The sequence below is a fragment of the Pseudomonas sp. PDM15 genome (assembly GCF_014851565.1).
Taxonomy (GTDB): Bacteria; Pseudomonadota; Gammaproteobacteria; order Pseudomonadales; family Pseudomonadaceae; genus Aquipseudomonas.
On record NZ_JACVAA010000001.1, the window covers coordinates 321,625 to 338,378 of the forward strand.

The window sequence follows — 16,754 nt, forward strand, 5'->3', positions numbered from 1 at the left end:
AACGCTGATGAGCAGACCCCTGAACCTGCATTCCGAACTAGTGCCGATTACCTATGCCGAGGCGCTGCTGCAGCTGGCCGGTGAGTTCGGTGTCGAGCGTGAGCGCCTGCTCGGCACTGCCAGCTTGCGTGCGGAGCTGCTGCTCAACCCTACGGGCCGGCTGTCCCTGGCCAACTTCCACCAGCTGGCCGGTGCCGCCTTGCTGTTGTGCGACGAGCCGGCCCTGGGCCTGCTGCTCGGCCTGCGCCTGAACGCCTCGGCCCACGGCATTCTCGGCTACGCGCTGCTATCCAGCGCCAACCTCGGGCGCGCCGTGCAGTTCGCGTTGAGGTACTACCGGGTGCTGGGGCTGACCTTCGAACTGGAACTGGTGGACAACCCGGATTCGCTGGAGCTGCGCGCCAGCGAGTCGATTCCACTGGGCGTGCTCGGTCGCTTCGCTGCCGAAGGTCTGTTCGGCAGCCTGTACGGCATTGCCCAGTTCCTCCTTGGCGAGCGTCCGCAGGACGTGCAGGTCGGCTTCGCCTATTCCGCGCCCGAGCATGCCGCCCGTTATGAAGAGGCTTTCGATGTGCGGGCCCAGTTCGATCAGCCTTGGCACTGGTTCCGTCTGCCGCGTCATTACCTGGATCGCCCCATGGCCCTGGCCAACCCGGCCACCATGCAGATGTGTGAACAGCAGTGTGAGGCGCTGCTGGCCACCCTGGATGTACAGGAGGGGCTGCTCAGCCGCCTGCGCCGCTTGTTGCTGGCCCGTCCCGGTGATTTTCCAAATCTCGACAGCGCCGCAAGTGCCTTGCACACCAGCGGGCGTAGCCTGCGCCGGCACCTGTCCGCCGCCGGCACCAGCTACCAGCAGGTGCTGGACGAGGTGCGCAAGCGCCTGGCCCTGCAGTATCTGGAAACCACCCACCTGCCGTTGTTCGAGATCGCCCTGCTGTTGGGCTTCAGCGACCCGTCCAACTTCCGCCGGGCCTTCCGCAAATGGACGGGCAGGGCACCGAAGGATTATCGTGCGCGGCCCGTGCCAGCCGAGGAGACCTCCAGATGACCGCCGCCCCGCAACCCAGCCTGATCCGCGAGACCTTCCCGGTCGGCCCGCTGCAGTGCAACTGCACCATCATCGGCGACCCGGTAAGCAAGAAGGCCATAGTCGTCGATCCGGGCGGCAACCCCGACCTGATCATGGCGCGCCTGGAGGCCCACGGCCTCAAGGTGGTCAGCATCATCCACACCCATGCGCACCTGGACCATTTCCTCGCCTCCGGACAGATGAAGGAAAAGACCGGCGCCAGCCTGCACCTGCACAAGGAAGACCAGTTCCTCTGGGACAACCTGGAGATGCAGTGCCAGATGTTCGGCGTGCCCTACACCCCGGTGCCGGCGCCGGACCAGTGGCTGGCCGACGACGAGGAGCTGGCCTGCGGCTGCGGTGTGGCCCTGCATACTCCCGGACACACGCCCGGCTCCACCAGCTTCTGGTTCCCCGAGGCCAAGCTGCTGATCGCCGGCGATACCCTGTTCCGCCGCGGCATCGGCCGCACCGATCTGTGGGGCGGCGACTACGCCACCATCGAGCGCTCGATCAAGCGCCTCTACACGCTGGATGAGGACGCCACCGTGGTCACCGGCCATGGCCCGGACACCCGCCTGGGCGACGAGATGCGCGAGAATCCGTTCATTCGCGCCTGACCGGGAATCTTTGTCTGCCGCTTCGCTCTAACTCGTTGTCGGCTCTTTCGCCGCCAACCCGCTCCAGGAGTACTCCCATGTCTACCCCCTCACGCCTGACTCTCGCCGCCCTGCTGTTGGCGCTGCTGACTGGCTGTGCCTCGCAGAATCCCTATGAAAACCAGCCCCAGCAGAGCTCCGGGGGCATGAGCAAGACCGCCAAGTACGGCGGCCTGGGCGCGCTGGCCGGTGCCGTGGCCGGTGCCGCGATCAACCACGACAACCGGGGCAAGGGCGCGCTGATCGGCGCCGCGGTGGCCGGCGCGGCCGGTGCCGGCTACGGCTACTACGCGGACAAACAGGAAGAGGAGCTGCGCCGCAGCATGGAAGGCACCGGCGTGGAAGTGCAGCGCCAGGGCGACACCATCCAGCTGATCATGCCCGGCAACATCACCTTCGCCACCGACTCGGCGGACATCGCCAGCAGCTTCTACAGCCCGCTGAACAACCTGGCCACGTCCTTCCGCCAGTACAACCAGAACAGCATCGAGATCGTCGGCCACACCGACAGCACCGGCAACCATGCCTACAACATGAGCCTGTCGCAGCGCCGCGCGCAGAGCGTGGCCAACTATCTGATGGCCCAGGGCGTCGACGCCTCGCGCCTGAGCACCCGTGGCGCCGGCCCGGATCAGCCGGTGGCCAGCAATGCCACGGCCGATGGTCGCGCGCAGAATCGCCGGGTCGAAGTCACGCTGCGTCCGTTGCCTGGCGCTCAGTACTGATCTGACGCTGTAAAAGAAAGGCCCCGCGAGGGGTCTTTCGCGTTTCTGGGTGATGGCTAAATTCCTTCTTTCTTGCTCGTCTACCTGGGTAAATTCCTGACTACACTCTCAGCAGACAACGCGCTCAGCCGCGTGCGAGTCGGTGTGCCTCAGGTGAGCGAGAGGCATGCCGGGGCAGGATCAGGAGACCTCATGGACGACACCGCTCCCACCTTCCACTCCCGAAAACCCTGGATTCCACTGCTGATCAGTCTGGTTCTGCTGATCGGTCTCGGCGCCCTGGTGTTCTGGCAATGGCGCACCCTCGAACAGAGCAACCGTCAGACCCAGGAGCAGCGTTTCGCCTTGGCGGTAGACGGGGTCGAGCTCAGCGTGCGTGAGCGCATGCGGGCCTACGAAATGGTGCTGCGCGGCATGGCCGGGTTGATGGCCGGCAGCGACCAGGTCTCCAACGAGGAGTGGCAGCGGGCTACCGATCAGCTGCAGTTGCAGGAGCAGTACCCAGGCATCCAGGCGCTGTCCTGGAACCGATACCTGCGGGCCGGCGAGCTGAGCGCCTTCGTCGAACGGGCCCGCACGGCGGGGCGTAGCGACTTCCAGGCTTACCCATCGGGTGAGCGTGAGGCTTATCTGGTGGTCGAGTTCATCAACCCTCTGGACTGGCGCAACCGTCGCGCGCTGGGCTTCGATATGTACAGCGAGGCGACCCGCCGTACGGCCATAGAGCGCGCCCGCGACAGCGGCGAGGCTGTACTCACAGGTCCTTTGCGTCTGCGCCAGGAAACCGAGAAAGACGCGCAGACCGGCATGCTTCTGTACTTGCCGGTGTTCCGCCTCAATGCCCCGCTGAGCACCCCTGACGAGCGCCGCGAAGTGCTGCATGGCATGGTTGCTGGCACCTTCCGTGTGGCCGACCTGATGCACGGCATCCTCGGTAATGGCGGCAGCCAGTTCGAGGTAGAACTGCTCGATCTGGCCGATACCGCCCAGCCTCTGCTCAGCAGGAGCGGCATGCAGTCCCACAAACCGCGTTTCCGGGCCCAACGCACACTGAGCATCTATGGCCGGGAATGGCAACTCAATGTGGGTAGCACTGCAGCCTACGAGGCTGCTTTGGGGGACGCAGATCTGCCCATCAGTCTGGGTACCGGCCTGCTGGCCGCATTGCTGCTGTCGCTGCTGGTCGGCGGCTTCCTGTTCCTGCGTGATCGCGCCCTGGGCGACAGCGAGCGGCAGCGCCAGAAGCTGCGCGAGAGCGAGGGGCGCTTTCGCCTGGTGGTCGAGGCCTCGCCCAATGCCATCGTGCTGGTCGACGGCAGCGGCAAGGTGGTCATGGTCAACCGCCAGGTAGAGCTGTTGTTCGGTTACGAGCGCGACGATCTGCTCGGCCAGCCGGTGGAGCGTCTGCTGCCGGAACAACTGCGCCAGGGCCATCCGGCCATGCGCCAGGCCTTCATGAAGGCCCCCGAGCAACGGCGTATGGGCGGCAACCGCGAGCTGTTCGGCCAACACCGCGATGGTCGCCTGATTCCCCTGGAGGTCGGTCTGGCGCCGATCCGCGTCGGCGAGGAGATGCTGGTGCAGGCGGTGATCATCGACATCAGCGAGCGCAAAGCCGCCGAAGAGCGCTTCCGTCTGGTGGTGGAAGCCTCGCCCAATGCCATCGTGCTGGTCGACGGCAAGGGCCGGTTGAGCATGGTCAACCGCCAGACCGAGCAGATGTTCGGCTACGAGCGCGCCGAGATGCTCGGCCAGCCGGTGGAGATGCTTCTGCCGGAAGCCGCCCGCGCCCAGCACCCGAGCTTGCGTGACGGCTTCATCAAGGATCCGTCGCCGCGGCGCATGGGGGGCAACCGCGAGCTGTTCGGCCAGCACCGCGATGGTCGGTTGATTCCCCTGGAAGTCGGCCTGTCGCCGATCCGTGCCGACGGCGAGCGCCTGGTGCAGGCGGTGATCATCGACATCAGCGAGCGCAAGGCCGCCGAACAGCGCCTGCGCGAGCAGGCCGAGCAGCTGGCCCTGGCCAACCGCTACAAGTCGGAATTCCTCGCCAACATGTCCCACGAGCTGCGCACGCCCCTCAACAGCATCCTGATCCTCAGCGAGCAGCTGCGCCACAATGTGGCCGGCAACCTGACCGAGAAGCAGGTCAAGCATGCGGACATCATCTACAAGGCCGGCAACGACCTGCTGCAGCTGATCAACGACGTGCTCGACCTGGCCAAGATCGAGGCCGGGCGAGTGCAGCTCAAGCTCGAGCCGCTGAACATCCACGATCTGCTGGTGGAGCTGGATTCCAGCCTGCGGCCGATGGCCGAGATCAAGGGGCTGCGCCTGCTCACCCACCTGGAACCGGGCGTAGCGCGGATGATCCACAGCGACCGCGGGCGCCTGCAGCAGATCCTGCGCAACCTGCTGTCCAACGCCCTCAAGTTCACCGAGCACGGCGATGTGGAGCTGAGCATCGGCCAGTCGCCGGTATCCCTCGACGACGAGCGCGAGACCCTGCAGTTCATCGTGCGCGACAGCGGCATCGGCATTGACCCGGCGCAGCACGAGCGCATCTTCCAGGCCTTCCAGCAAATCGACGGCTCCACCAGTCGCCGTTTCGGTGGCACCGGCCTGGGACTGGCCATCACCCGCCAGTTGGTCGAGGTTCTGGGTGGGCAGATCAGTTTGGAGAGCACGCCAGGGCGGGGCTCGCGCTTTATCGTGCGGCTGCCGGTGGTGGCGCTGAATCCGGTGGAGAAGGAGGACGAATCGCTCAGTGCCACACCGCAACGCAGTGGCAGCGGACCGGCGATGCTGATCGTCGAGGACGATCCCAACTTCGCCGCGGTGATTGCCGAGGAGGCCCAGGCCCACGGCTTCTCCAGCGTGCACTGCCGCAACGGTAAGCAGGCCATCGGCCTGCTGCAGAGCGAGCGCTTCGTCGCGGTGATCCTCGACATCCTGCTGCCGGACATCAGCGGCTGGCAGATATACCGACGCCTGCGCGGGTTGGTGCAATACCGCGACGTGCCGGTGCACATTGTCTCCTGCGTGCCGCAACCGCAGGACTGGCACAGCGACGGCACGCGCTATCTGGTCAAACCGGTGGCGCGCCAGGACCTGGAGCGGGTGTTCGAGGATATCGCCCTGGTCAGTTCACCTGAACGCAGCCTGCTGTTGGTGGAGGACGTCGAGGTGGAGCGCGAGCATTGCCGCGAGCACCTGATCCAGATGGGTTTCCGGGTCACCGCCGTGGCCAGTGCCGAGCAGGCTCGCCAGGCCTACGTTGCAAAGCCTTTCGACGCCCTGGTCATCGACCTTGATCTACCCGACCAGGATGGCTTCGACCTGCTCGAGGCGCTGCATCGCGAACGCGCCCTGCAGGACACCCAGGTAGTGATCAATACCGGCGTGGATGTGACCCGCCAGGACCTGCAGCGCCTGCGTCGCTACTCGGCAGTGGTGGTGCGCAAGAGCGGTGACGACCTCAGCCCGCTCAGCGCAGCGCTGCAGGGCTTCCTCTCCACCGTGCGCGAGCCCCAGGCCGATGGCTCGGAGCTGTCAGGCAAGCGCGTGCTGCTGGTGGACGACGACATCCGCAATATTTACGCGATGACCGCTCTGCTCGATGAGCTGGGCCTGGCGGTGGTGCCAGCCAAGGATGGCGAAGAGGCCCTGGTGGCCTTCGATCGCGAGCCTGTCGACCTGGTGCTGATGGACATGGCCATGCCCAACATGGATGGCTACACCGCCACCCGCATCCTGAAAGATGAACGTGGCTGCGGCGTACCGGTCATAGCCCTCACGGCACATGCCATGAAGGGCGACCGCGAGAAGTGCATCACCGCCGGCTGCGACGACTATCTGGCCAAACCGGTGGGGCGCCAGGAACTGCTGGAAATGCTCCATCGCTGGCTGGCGGCATCGGCGCAGCCGCGTCGCCGGGTGCGGGGCTGAGAGGATGAAAGCGCTGCCGAAGAGGAGGGCTGCATGTCGCAGTTGCAACTTGAGTCGTTAGCGGAGCAGCAGATTCTGCTGGTGGTCGACGACCGCGAGGAGAATCTGGTGGCCATGGAGGCGCTGCTCGGCAACGAGGGCTGGAACGTACGCACCGTCGATTCTGGCGAGGCGGCGCTGCGCTGCATGATGGACGAGGATGTCGGCCTGGTCCTGCTCGATGTGCAGATGCCGAAGATGGATGGCTTCGAGGTGGCCCGCCTGATGCGCGGCAGCCCGCATACCCGGCATACGCCGATCATCTTCCTCTCCGCCATCGCCCACACCGAAGCATCGGTGCTGCAGGGCTACGCCATCGGCGCGGTGGACTTCATCCTCAAACCTTTCGACCCCAAGGTGCTCAAGCACAAGATCGGGACCCTGTTGGAGCAGGAGCGCCATCGCCACGAGCTGCTGCAGCTGACCCAGCAGCTGGACCGCGAGCGCGCCTTCAACGCCTCGGTGCTCGACAATGCCTCCGAAGGCATCCTGGTGATCGACAAGGACGGCTTGATCAGCTTCGCCAACCCGGCCATGGCGCAGATGCTTCAGGGCGAGGTGGCCGATCTGCAGGGCAGCGCGCTGCTGTCCTACCTCAAGTCGCCGGAGATGCCCGGCGAATGGCAGGACAGCGAGTTCTATCAGCACTGGCGTGTCGGCCAGACCTATCGCATCCACGACGCAGTGCTCGGCACCCTGACCGGCGGCTATCTGCCGGCGGCGCTGTCCTGCTCGCCACTGCCGCAGTACCAGAACTCCATGGTGCTGATCGCCCTGGACATGTCGGTGGTGCGCAACCTGCACGCCCAGCTGGAGTCCCAGGCCGTCACCGACGCGCTGACCGGTCTGTACAACCGCCGTGGCTTCCACCAGGCGCTGGACACGGCCCTGTCGCGGGTTGATCGCAGCGGCAAGCGCATGGCGGTGTTGTATCTGGATCTGGACGGCTTCAAGCGGATCAACGACTCCCTCGGCCATGACGCCGGCGACCAGATACTGCGCAAGGTCGCCGAGCAGCTGAAGCATTGCCTGCGCCCCTACGACATCGTGGCGCGCATGGGCGGCGACGAGTTCACCGCGCTGCTAGATACCCTCGACCATCCCGAGGACGCGGCGCGGGTGGCGGAGAAGCTGATCGAGCTGATCTCGGTGCGGCACCAGCTGGACGGCGTGGAGGTCACCCTGGGCGCCAGCATCGGCATCTCCTGCTTCCCCGAATGTGGGCAGACGGTGGACGGCCTGCTGCGCTCGGCCGACATGGCGATGTACGAGGCCAAGCGCGCCGGCCGGCAGCAGTACCGCTTCTTCTCGCCGGAAATGAACGGCCGCGCTCGCTCGCGACTGATGCTGGAGGAGAGCCTGCGCACGGCCATCGAGCAGGACGACTTCGTGCTGGTCTACCAGCCGCAGATCGACCTGGCCAGCGGCCGCCTGCGTGGCTTCGAGGCCCTGCTGCGCTGGGAGCACCGGGTCGCCGGTACGATTTCGCCTGGGGTGTTTATCCCGCTGCTGGAGGAGACGCGCCTGATCAATCGCCTGGGCGACTGGATCTTCAACCAAGGCATCCGCCAATGCCGGGCCTGGCGCGCCCAGTTTGGTGAGCAACTGCTGCTGAGCCTCAACGTCAGTCCGGTGCAGTTCGGCATGCCACAGCTGGTGGACGATCTGCGGCGGATGCTGGAACTGCACCAGCTCCAGCCGTCACAGCTGGAAGTGGAGGTCACCGAGAGCGCGCTGATGCAGGACCTCGACACCACCCGCGAGCAGCTGCGCCAGCTGCGCGAGCTGGGTGTACGCATCGCCATCGACGACTTCGGCACCGGCTATTCGTCGCTGGCCTACCTGCGCCACTTCGAACTCGACACCCTGAAGATCGACCGTCTGTTCATCGCCAACATGCTCGACTCGCCCAAGGATGCGGCAATCGTCAGCACCATCATCGACCTGGGGCACCACCTGGGCCTGGAAGTGGTCGCCGAAGGCGTGGAGACCCTGGAGCAGCGCGACTGGCTGATCGCCCATCGCTGCACCACCATGCAGGGCTTCCTGGTGGCGCCGGGGCTGCCAGTGGAGCGCGCCGGCGCATTTCCCCCGCGTCTGGACTGGAGCAGCTGGCGGCCCGACGAGCCGACGCTGGTGGTGCGCTGAGCTTTAGCTGCGGCCGGGGAACTGTTGGTGCAGCTCGCCCAGCTGGGCATCCTTGGCCTGCCATAGCTGGTTGACCCACTGCTGGAACTGCAGGCGGTATTCCTCGTCCTGGTCGTAGTTGCGGCCGATGAATTCGGCGGGTATGGCCAGCTTGTCGAAGCGCACCACCACTTGGTCCAGACGGCCGCAGAGCAGGTCCCAGAAGCCCGGGTTGCCGGACGGGTAGTGGATGGTGACGTTGACGATGGCGTCCAGTTGCTCGCCCATGGCGTCCAGCACGAAGGCGATGCCGCCTGCCTTGGGCTTGAGCAGGTACTTGAAGGGCGACTGTTGCTGGGCGTGCTTCTGCGGAGTCAGGCGGGTGCCTTCGAGGAAGTTGAACACCGACACCGGGTTGCTCTTGTAGCGGGCGCAGGCCTTGCGCGTGGTGGCCAGGTCCTGACCGCGTTTCTCCGGGTACTTGGCCAGGTATTCCTTGCTATAGCGCTTCATGAACGGGAACTCGAGCGCCCACCAGCACAGGCCGATCACCGGCACCCAGATCAGCTCCTGCTTGAGGAAGAACTTCAGCAGCGGCATGCGCCGGTTGAGCAGGTACTGCAGCACCAGGATGTCTACCCAGCTCTGGTGGTTGCTGGTGACCAGATAGGAGTGGCGCATGTCCATGCCCTGGATGCCCTCGACATCCCTGCGGGTGTCACGCACCAGGTTCATCCAGAACTTGTTCACGCTGATCCAGAACTCGGCGATGCCGTGCATCACGAAGCGCAGGCCGCGCTGAATCGGCGGGATCGGCAGCAGCAGCTTGAGCAGCGCCACGGCGAACAGCGGCCAGCAGCAGATCAGGGTATTGAGGGCCAACAGCAGCGCGCTGATGACACCGCGCAGAGGGGCGGGCAGGAATTGCAGCATGGGCTCGAATGGCTCCTGGTCAGGGGGCTTTCTGTGCGCCCCGATGCGGTCGAGAACCTGCAGCACTCCTTGCGGCAAGTCGGTCCGGCGCCAAGGTTAACGCTTGTACACTGAACGGCAAGTGCTGCGGTTGACTTGAGGGTCAGCCAGGCGTTGCCGGCCAGGCGCGACGGGGGGGCGGATTCTAGCGCAGCATCTCGTAGACGGGTGAAACCCGAGTCGGCTCCACCCCTCTACGAAGGGCCTTAGCTTTCGCGTACTGCCTGGATCGCGGTGAGGGCGATGGTGTAGACAATGTCGTCCACCAGAGCGCCGCGCGACAGGTCGTTCACCGGCTTGCGCAGGCCCTGCAGCATGGGGCCGACGCTGACGCAGTCGGCGCTGCGCTGCACTGCCTTGTAGGTGGTGTTGCCGGTGTTCAGGTCGGGGAACACGAACACCGTGGCGCGCCCGGCCACCGGGCTGTCCGGCGCCTTCTGCCGGCCGACGCTGGCGATGGCGGCGGCGTCGTATTGCAGCGGACCATCGATCAGCAGGGCGGGGTTGGTTTCACGGGCCAGGCGGGTGGCGTCGCGCACCTTTTCCACTTCGGCGCCGCTGCCGGAATCGCCGGTGGAATAGCTGATCATCGCCACCCGTGCCGGCACGCCGAAGGCCTCGGCGGAGGCGGCGCTCTGCAGGGCGATCTCGGCCAGCTCGGCGGCATTCGGGTCGGGGTTCACCGCGCAGTCGCCGTACACCAGCACCTGGTCCGGCAGCAGCATGAAGAACACCGAGGAGACCAGCTTGTAGCCGGGCGCCGTCTTGATCAGCTGCAGGGCCGGGCGGATGGTGTTGGCGGTGGTGTGGATGGCGCCGGAGACCAGGCCGTCGACTTCGTCCAGGGCCAGCATCATGGTGCCCAGCACCACGCTGTCCTCCAGCTGGGCCAGGGCCATGGGCGCGTTGAGGCCCTTACCCTTGCGCAGTTCGACCATGGGCTGCACGTAGCGCTCGCGAATCAGGTCCGGGTCGAGAATCTCCAGCCCCTCGGGCAGCTCGATGCCCTGGGCCTTGGCAACGTTGTGCACGTCTTCCGGCTTGGCCAGCAGCACGCAGCGGGCGATGCCACGGGCCTGGCAGATGGCGGCGGCCTGCACGGTGCGGGGCTCGCTGCCTTCCGGCAGGACGATGCGCTTGTTGGCCGCCTGGGCGCGGCGCACCAACTGGTAGCGGAACGCCGGTGGCGACAGGCGCAGCTCGCGCGGGGTGCCGCAGCGCTGCTTGAGCCAGTCGTGATCGATGTGCCCGGCGACGAACTCGGTGACCTTCTCCGCACGCTCGCGGTCGTCCACCGGGATTTCCTTATTCATGCGGTTGAGGTTGGTCGCGGTGTCGTAGGAGCCGGTGCTCACGCTCATCACCGGCAGGCCGCCCTGCAGTGCGCCCTGGCACAGTTCGAGGATGCGCGGGTCCGGCGGGAAGTCGCTGCACAGCATCAGTCCGGCCAGCGGTACGCCGTTCATCGAGGCCAGGCTGGCGGCGAGGATGATGTCATCGCGGTCGCCAGGGGTGACCACCAGCACGCCGGGCTTGAGCAACTGCACCGTGTTGGGCACGGCACGGGCGCACAGCACGATCTTCTGCACGCGGCGCTGTTCGTAGTCGCCGGCGTTGAGAATCTGCGCGCCGAGCAGTTCGGCCACGTCGCGGGTGCGTGGGGCGTTCAGTTCGTCCTGCCAGGGAATGCAGCCGAGCAGGTGGAAGTCGCCGCCGCGCAGCAGTGGCGAGAGTTGGCCGAGCTGCTCGGTGAAGGCCTCCACGCCTTCCGGGTGGCGCACCTTGTTGAGGATCACGCCGATCACTTTCGGGTCCTTCGGCCCGCCGAACAGCTGGGCCTGGATCTCGATGCGGTCGGACAGCTCGGTGAGGTTTTCCGGCTCCTCGCCCTCCGGTGCCGAGACCAGGATGATCTCGGCGTCCAGGCTCTTGGCCAGGTGCACGTTGACCCTTGCGGCATAGCTGGCGTGGCGGGTCGGCACCATGCCCTCGACGATCAGCACATCCATGCCCTGAGCGGCCTGCTGATGCAGGCTGACGATTTCCTCCAGCAACTCGTCCAGGTGGCCATCGCCGAGCATGCGCTCGACCTGGGCCAGCGGCAGCGACTTGGGTGGCAGCAGGCCGTGGGTGCGCGCGATCAGTTCGCTGGAGCGCTCCGGGCCTGAGTCGCCAGGATGCGGCTGAGCGATCGGCTTGAAGAAACCGACCTTCAGCCCGGCGCGCTGCAGGGCGCGGACCAGGCCGAGGCTGGTGGAAGTGAGGCCGACGCCGAAACCGGTGGGGGCGATGAAGAAGGTATGCATGGGCGTTCCTTGGTTCGTACCGCTCGCCGTCATGCGGTGAGCAGGGCCAGGGTGTCGAGGGCGATCTGCCGTTCCTCGTTGGTCGGCACCACCAGCACCCGTAGGTGGCCGTGGGCCTGGATGTTGCCGGCGACGCCGCGGATGCAGCGCGCATTGGCTTCCTTGTCGAGGGCGAGATTCAACAGCTTCAGGTGGGCCACCGTCTTGCTGCGGATCAACGGCGAGTTCTCGCCGATGCCGCCGGTGAAGATCAGCCCGTCCAGCTGGGGCAAGGCGCAGCTCATGGCCGCCAGGGACTTGGCCAGGCGGTAGCAGAACACCTCGATGGCCAACGTCGCGCCGGGGTGGCCCTGCTCGCGGGCCTGCTCCAGGCTGCGCATGTCGTTGGACAGGGCGGACAGGCCGAGCAGGCCGCTGTCCTTGTTCAGCATGTTGTCGATCTGCTCCAGGCTCCAGCCCAGGGTGCGTGCCAGGTGGCCGTGCAGGTTGGGGTCGATGTCACCGCTGCGGGTGCCCATCACCAGGCCTTCCAGCGGGGTCAGGCCCATGCTGGTGTCGCGGCTCTTGCCATCGACGATGGCGCAGGTGGAGCAACCGTTGCCCAGGTGCGCCGACAGCCAGCTGCTGTCGCCGCTGGACAGCCCGGCCATCTCCGCCGCGCGGCGGCTGACGAAGCGGTGGCTGGTGCCGTGGAAGCCGTAGCGGCGCACGCCGTGCTCGCGGTACAGGTACTCCGGCACGGCGTAGCGATAGGCGTGCTCGGGCAGGCTCTGGTGGAAGGCGGTGTCGAACACCGCGACCTGGGTGAGGTTGGGGAACAGCTTGAGCGCCGCCTCGATGCCCAGCAGGTTGGCCGGGTTGTGCAGCGGTGCCAGCGGCGCGGTGGCGCGGATCGCCTGCAGGCTGTGGGGATCGATGCGGCAGGCGGCGGTGAACTGCTCGCCACCGTGTACCACCCGGTGACCGATGCCGTGCAGCTTGCCGCCGGCGGCGCCCTGCACCAGCGGCAGTAGTTGATGCAGCGCGGTGCGGTGGTCGCCGCCTGGCAGCATCAGGCTGTCCTTCTCGCCGCCGCGTTGCCAGTGCAGCACCGCGTCCGGGCTGCCAAGGCGCTCGGCCAGGCCGCTGAGGGTGAATTGCGAGTGGGCCTCGTTGACCAGGGCGAACTTGATCGACGAGCTGCCGCAGTTGATGACCAGGATATTGCGTGCCGGCATGACTATTCCCTATTCGATTGCGCGCACCAGCCACAGGCAAACGGCTGGCCCAGAAGACGCTGGCGCTGCACGGGGTCGGTGACCCAGGCCCGATTCTGCCACGGCGGCTGATGCCGCAGGTGCTGCGTATGGCCGCAGGACAGGTCGGCCACCCAGTGGCCATCCTCGTCCTGGTGAAAGCCCAGCAGCAGGATGGCCGGCGCGTCCCGTCCGTCAGGCGCGCGGTCGCTTTCGGCCGGTATGGCGGGTAAACTTGCTCCCTTTCCAATCTCTAGCAAAAGGTTTCCCCTCCATGCTGATCGCCGCCAACAAGGCTGTCTCCATCGACTATACCCTGACCAACGATGCCGGTGAGGTGATCGACAGCTCCGCCGGCGGCGCCCCGCTGGTGTATCTGCAGGGTGCGGGCAACATCATCGTCGGCCTGGAAAAGGCCCTCGAGGGCAAGCAGGTCGGTGACGAGCTGAGCGTGGCCATCGAGCCGGCCGAAGCCTACGGCGAATACAGCGCCGAACTGGTCGCCACCCTGAACCGCAGCATGTTCGAAGGCGTCGACGAGCTGGAAGTGGGCATGCAGTTCCACGCCTCCGGCCCGGACGGCGGCATGCAGATCGTCACCGTGCGTGACATCGACGGCGACGACGTGGTCGTCGACGGCAACCACCCGCTGGCTGGCCAGCGCCTGAACTTCCAGGTCAAGGTGGTCAACGTGCGCGAAGCCAGCGCCGAAGAAGTCGCCCATGGTCACATCCATGGCGAAGGCGGCCACCATCACTGATCTGTGATCGGGCCCAGCAATACGACTTATGGTCGTTCCAAGCCAGGCCCCGGCTGCTAAGCTGAGTTAACCGAAAAGGCGCCCACGGGCGCCTTTTTTGTCCCCTGCGCAGGCTCAAGGAGTCAGTCATGAGTGCCTTTCACGATCTCAATCTGCGCGCGCTGGATGGCCAGGATCTGCCACTGGCGCCGTACAAGGGCCAGCTTGTGCTGGTGGTCAATGTCGCCTCCAAGTGCGGCCTGACTCCGCAGTACGCCGGCCTCGAAGCGCTGCACCAGCAGTACCACGAGCGCGGCTTCACCGTGCTGGGCCTGCCGTGCAATCAGTTCGCCGGCCAGGAACCGGGCAGCGAAGACGAGATCCGCGAGTTCTGCAGCCTCAACTACGGGGTGACCTTTCCGCTGGGCAGCAAGCTGGAGGTCAACGGCCCCGGTCGCCATCCTCTGTATCGCCTGCTGGCGGGCGAGGGCGCCGAGTTCCCCGGCGACATCACCTGGAACTTCGAGAAGTTCCTGGTCGGCCGCGACGGTCGCGTGCTGGCGCGCTTCTCGCCGCGCACCACGCCGGACGATCCGGCGCTGATCCAGGCCATCGAGAAAGCCCTAGGCTGATTGCGCCATTCATCCGGCCGATTTCTCCCGGCCGTCTTGCCCTCTCGGCACCCCGATAGCCTAATCGGGGCATCTGCCGAGGAGGCCCGCGATGACCAGTTTCTCCCCTGACGATCTCAGCCCCACGGCCTCGCCCGCGGCGTTGCGTGCGCTGATCGAGAGCCGTCGTTCGGTGCGCCGTTTCACCGCCGAAGCGGTGCCGGACGAGGTGATCCGCGACTGCCTGGAACTGGCTGTGCTCGCACCCAACTCCTGCAACCTGCAGCCGTGGAGCTTCCAGGTGGTCCGTGACCCGGCGCTGCTGGCGCGGTTGCACCCGGTGTGCATGAGCCAGAACGCCGCCAAGGCGCCGTTGATCATCGCCTTGCTGGCCCGCCCGGATACCTGGAAACAGGCCTGCGCCAACGTGGTCGAGTACTGGCCGGAGCTCGAGGTGCCCCAGCGCATTCGCAGCTTCTACGCCAAGACTGCGCCGTTCCAGTACAACCAGGGTCCGCTGGGCCTGCTTGGCCTGTTCAAGCGCCAGCTGGTGCGCCTGGCGGCGCTGCGCAAGCCGCTGATGCGCAAGCCCAACAGCCACGCCGACATGCGCATCTGGGCGGTGAAGTCGACCGCGCTGGCGGCGGAAAACCTGATGCTGGCCTTCCAGAGCCACGGCTACGCCAGCTGCCCGATGGAAGGCTTCGACGAGGTGCGCCTACGCAAGGTGCTGGATATCCCGCGCCAGGCCATCCCGATCATGCTGCTGGCGGTGGGGCGGCAGGGAGAGAAAGGCGTGTACAACCCGCGCCTGCGCTTTCCCCTGGAGCAGCACGTCACCTGGCTCTAAGGCTCAGGCGCGCCACGATAGCCACGCGTGGATCAGCCCGGCCTGGAAGAACGGCACTGGCAAGGCGAAGCCGCCGGCGGCGATGATCGCGGCGGTGCGCTGCGGCGACAGCACCCCGACATCCCTGGCGTAGGTCTGACGCATGCGCGCCATGGCTTCTGGCGAGACCTCGGCGGCCACCATCATGTTCATCCAGGCGGTCAGCAGCACCTCGTATTCGGCCGAGTTCACATCGGCGGCCAGGTCGGAGCTGGCCAGCAGGCCGCCCGGCCTGAGGCGCTCGGCGATCTCGGCGAAGAAGGCGGAGCGCGCCTGCGGCTTGAGAATGAACTGGGAGACCAGGAAGCAGGTGGCCGCGTCATGCGCCTCGGACTCCGGTAGCGACTCCAGATAGCCTTGGTGGAAGTTGCAACGGGAGACGAAGCCTTCCTGCTCCGCCCGTTGCCGGCAGACCGCGAGCATCGCCGCCGAAGGCTCCACCGCTGTGAAACGCCAGTTCGGATTCTGCGAGGCCAGATGGGCCATCTCCGTGCCGGTTCCTACCCCGACACAGAGGATGCGTGCATCGGCCGGCAACCCGGCGAACAGCGAGTCGAGCAGCAGATGCAGGCAGTGGCGGATCGGCGCCGTCTTCGCCCACTGGCTGTCGTAGCTGGCGGCCTGCTGCTGGAAGATTTCCGTGACCTCGTCGCGATGCATGCGCTGTTCCTCAAGTGGTTCGGGTTCTGTATCAGCCTACCTTGCGTGTCAAGAGGGGCGGCCGGCGAGGGCGCGGGCCAGCTTCTTGGTCACAATCACCGAAATCAATAGTGCTGGGCGGAGCGAGACGACCGGTCATATTCTCGCCGCCATGAACAATACAGTCCGACTCGACAAGCGTGACCTGATCCTGGCCAAGGGCTCGGAGGTGATGACGCGCCGTGGCTACCACGGTACCGGTGTGATGGAGATCGTCCAGGCCGCCGGCATCCCCAAGGGCAGCTTCTATCACTACTTCGCCAGCAAGGAAGACTTCGCCCTGCAGGCGCTGGAGTTCGTCTACGGACCACGCCTGGCGCGCTACACCGAGGCGCTGAGCAACCCGGCGCTGAGCCCGCGGGCACGCATCGTCGGCTATTACACCGAGCTGCTGGCGCATTTCAGCCGCCAGGAGCAACCCGAATACCATTGCTTCATCGGCAGCCTGAGCTTCGAGATGAGCGAAGTGCTGCCGGCCATCGGCGCCGAGGTCGAGCGCATCCAGCAGGCCTCGGTGGAGATCCTGCAGGGCTGCCTGGAGCAGGCACGCGCCGCCGGCGAGCTGGCGGCCGATGAGGATTGCGACAACCTGGCGACCTTTATCGCCAACGCCTGGCAGGGCGTGCTGGCCCGCCTCAAGGTCGGCCGCAGCCTGCAACCGCTGGAAGCCTTCATTCACCGTCTGGAGCTGCTGCTGCGGCCCTGACCGTTTTTTTGCCCATTGACGAGACGA

General features: G+C 66.2%; 14 protein-coding genes. 9 read left to right on the forward strand and 5 right to left on the reverse strand.

All coding sequences use genetic code 11. From position 1 onward, the window contains the following. The first annotated feature begins 7 nt into the window (after positions 1–7). The 5 genes from IB232_RS01500 to IB232_RS01520 all read left to right on the forward strand — a co-directional run bounded on the left by IB232_RS01500 (position 8) and on the right by IB232_RS01520 (position 8,591). On the forward strand, positions 8–1,051 hold the full coding sequence (locus IB232_RS01500; RefSeq protein ID WP_192396797.1) for an AraC family transcriptional regulator: 1,044 nt from the start codon (positions 8–10) through the stop codon (positions 1,049–1,051). Next, positions 1,048–1,692 carry an MBL fold metallo-hydrolase gene (locus IB232_RS01505; protein ID WP_192396798.1) on the forward strand — a complete coding sequence of 215 codons (645 nt, stop codon included), beginning with the start codon at positions 1,048–1,050 and terminating at the stop codon, positions 1,690–1,692. The genes IB232_RS01500 and IB232_RS01505 overlap by 4 nt, the downstream gene beginning before the upstream one ends. 77 nt (positions 1,693–1,769) lie before the next feature. Further along, positions 1,770–2,456, forward strand: coding sequence for an OmpA family protein (locus tag IB232_RS01510; protein ID WP_192396799.1), 687 nt, complete (start codon positions 1,770–1,772; stop codon positions 2,454–2,456). 192 nt (positions 2,457–2,648) lie between these two features. After that, the gene (locus IB232_RS01515) at positions 2,649–6,404 is read left to right on the forward strand and encodes a CHASE domain-containing protein (protein WP_192396800.1); all 3,756 of its coding nucleotides are present in this window, start codon (positions 2,649–2,651) and stop codon (positions 6,402–6,404) included. 33 nt (positions 6,405–6,437) lie between these two features. Then, a complete protein-coding gene (locus IB232_RS01520) occupies positions 6,438–8,591 on the forward strand; it encodes a putative bifunctional diguanylate cyclase/phosphodiesterase (RefSeq protein WP_192396801.1) in 2,154 nt (717 codons plus the stop codon). A gap of 3 nt (positions 8,592–8,594) precedes the next feature. On the opposite strand, the gene IB232_RS01525 is transcribed toward IB232_RS01520, so the two are convergent. From IB232_RS01525 to IB232_RS01540, 4 genes are all read right to left on the reverse strand, one after another. Continuing rightward, a complete protein-coding gene (locus IB232_RS01525) occupies positions 8,595–9,503 on the reverse strand; it encodes an acyltransferase (protein ID WP_192396802.1) in 909 nt (302 codons plus the stop codon). Between the two features lie 245 nt (positions 9,504–9,748). After that, complete coding sequence (gene pta, locus IB232_RS01530) at positions 9,749–11,848, reverse strand: phosphate acetyltransferase (protein ID WP_192396803.1); 2,100 nt, start codon at positions 11,846–11,848, stop codon at positions 9,749–9,751. 29 nt (positions 11,849–11,877) lie between these two features. Then, the gene (locus IB232_RS01535) at positions 11,878–13,065 is read right to left on the reverse strand and encodes an acetate kinase (RefSeq protein WP_192396804.1); all 1,188 of its coding nucleotides are present in this window, start codon (positions 13,063–13,065) and stop codon (positions 11,878–11,880) included. A gap of 2 nt (positions 13,066–13,067) precedes the next feature. Next, positions 13,068–13,343: a DUF3565 domain-containing protein gene (locus tag IB232_RS01540; RefSeq protein ID WP_192396805.1), complete on the reverse strand. Its 276-nt coding sequence runs from the start codon at positions 13,341–13,343 to the stop codon at positions 13,068–13,070. 14 nt (positions 13,344–13,357) lie between these two features. Between IB232_RS01540 and IB232_RS01545 the strand changes: the two genes are divergently transcribed. From IB232_RS01545 to IB232_RS01555, 3 genes are all read left to right on the forward strand, one after another. Next, on the forward strand, positions 13,358–13,843 hold the full coding sequence (locus tag IB232_RS01545; protein WP_192396806.1) for an FKBP-type peptidyl-prolyl cis-trans isomerase: 486 nt from the start codon (positions 13,358–13,360) through the stop codon (positions 13,841–13,843). 128 nt (positions 13,844–13,971) lie between these two features. Further along, the gene (locus tag IB232_RS01550; RefSeq protein WP_137974368.1) at positions 13,972–14,454 is read left to right on the forward strand and encodes a glutathione peroxidase; all 483 of its coding nucleotides are present in this window, start codon (positions 13,972–13,974) and stop codon (positions 14,452–14,454) included. A 91-nt stretch (positions 14,455–14,545) separates the two neighbouring features. Next, complete coding sequence (locus IB232_RS01555) at positions 14,546–15,283, forward strand: nitroreductase family protein (RefSeq protein WP_192396807.1); 738 nt, start codon at positions 14,546–14,548, stop codon at positions 15,281–15,283. A 3-nt stretch (positions 15,284–15,286) separates the two neighbouring features. On the opposite strand, the gene IB232_RS01560 is transcribed toward IB232_RS01555, so the two are convergent. Next, positions 15,287–15,982 (reverse strand): class I SAM-dependent methyltransferase, encoded by a 696-nt coding sequence (locus IB232_RS01560; RefSeq protein ID WP_192396808.1) that lies wholly within the window; start codon positions 15,980–15,982, stop codon positions 15,287–15,289. A 151-nt stretch (positions 15,983–16,133) separates the two neighbouring features. On the opposite strand from IB232_RS01560, the gene IB232_RS01565 reads away from it, so the two are divergent. Beyond that, a complete protein-coding gene (locus IB232_RS01565; protein ID WP_225592076.1) occupies positions 16,134–16,727 on the forward strand; it encodes a TetR/AcrR family transcriptional regulator in 594 nt (197 codons plus the stop codon). Positions 16,728–16,754 lie beyond the last annotated feature (27 nt).

Excerpts from the sequence above, each read along its gene's own strand:
- IB232_RS01520 (WP_192396801.1), top strand. The coding sequence starts at position 6,438 with ATGTCGCAGTTGCAACTTGAGTCGTTAGCGGAGCAGCAGATTCTGCTG.
- IB232_RS01555 (WP_192396807.1), top strand. The coding sequence starts at position 14,546 with ATGACCAGTTTCTCCCCTGACGATCTCAGCCCCACGGCCTCGCCCGCG.
- IB232_RS01560 (WP_192396808.1), bottom strand. The coding sequence starts at position 15,982 with ATGCATCGCGACGAGGTCACGGAAATCTTCCAGCAGCAGGCCGCCAGC.
- IB232_RS01525 (WP_192396802.1), bottom strand. The coding sequence starts at position 9,503 with ATGCTGCAATTCCTGCCCGCCCCTCTGCGCGGTGTCATCAGCGCGCTG.
- IB232_RS01565 (WP_225592076.1), top strand. The coding sequence starts at position 16,134 with ATGAACAATACAGTCCGACTCGACAAGCGTGACCTGATCCTGGCCAAG.
- IB232_RS01505 (WP_192396798.1), top strand. The coding sequence starts at position 1,048 with ATGACCGCCGCCCCGCAACCCAGCCTGATCCGCGAGACCTTCCCGGTC.
- IB232_RS01545 (WP_192396806.1), top strand. The coding sequence starts at position 13,358 with ATGCTGATCGCCGCCAACAAGGCTGTCTCCATCGACTATACCCTGACC.
- IB232_RS01535 (WP_192396804.1), bottom strand. The coding sequence starts at position 13,065 with ATGCCGGCACGCAATATCCTGGTCATCAACTGCGGCAGCTCGTCGATC.
- pta (WP_192396803.1), bottom strand. The coding sequence starts at position 11,848 with ATGCATACCTTCTTCATCGCCCCCACCGGTTTCGGCGTCGGCCTCACT.
- IB232_RS01515 (WP_192396800.1), top strand. The coding sequence starts at position 2,649 with ATGGACGACACCGCTCCCACCTTCCACTCCCGAAAACCCTGGATTCCA.
- IB232_RS01550 (WP_137974368.1), top strand. The coding sequence starts at position 13,972 with ATGAGTGCCTTTCACGATCTCAATCTGCGCGCGCTGGATGGCCAGGAT.
- IB232_RS01500 (WP_192396797.1), top strand. The coding sequence starts at position 8 with ATGAGCAGACCCCTGAACCTGCATTCCGAACTAGTGCCGATTACCTAT.
- IB232_RS01510 (WP_192396799.1), top strand. The coding sequence starts at position 1,770 with ATGTCTACCCCCTCACGCCTGACTCTCGCCGCCCTGCTGTTGGCGCTG.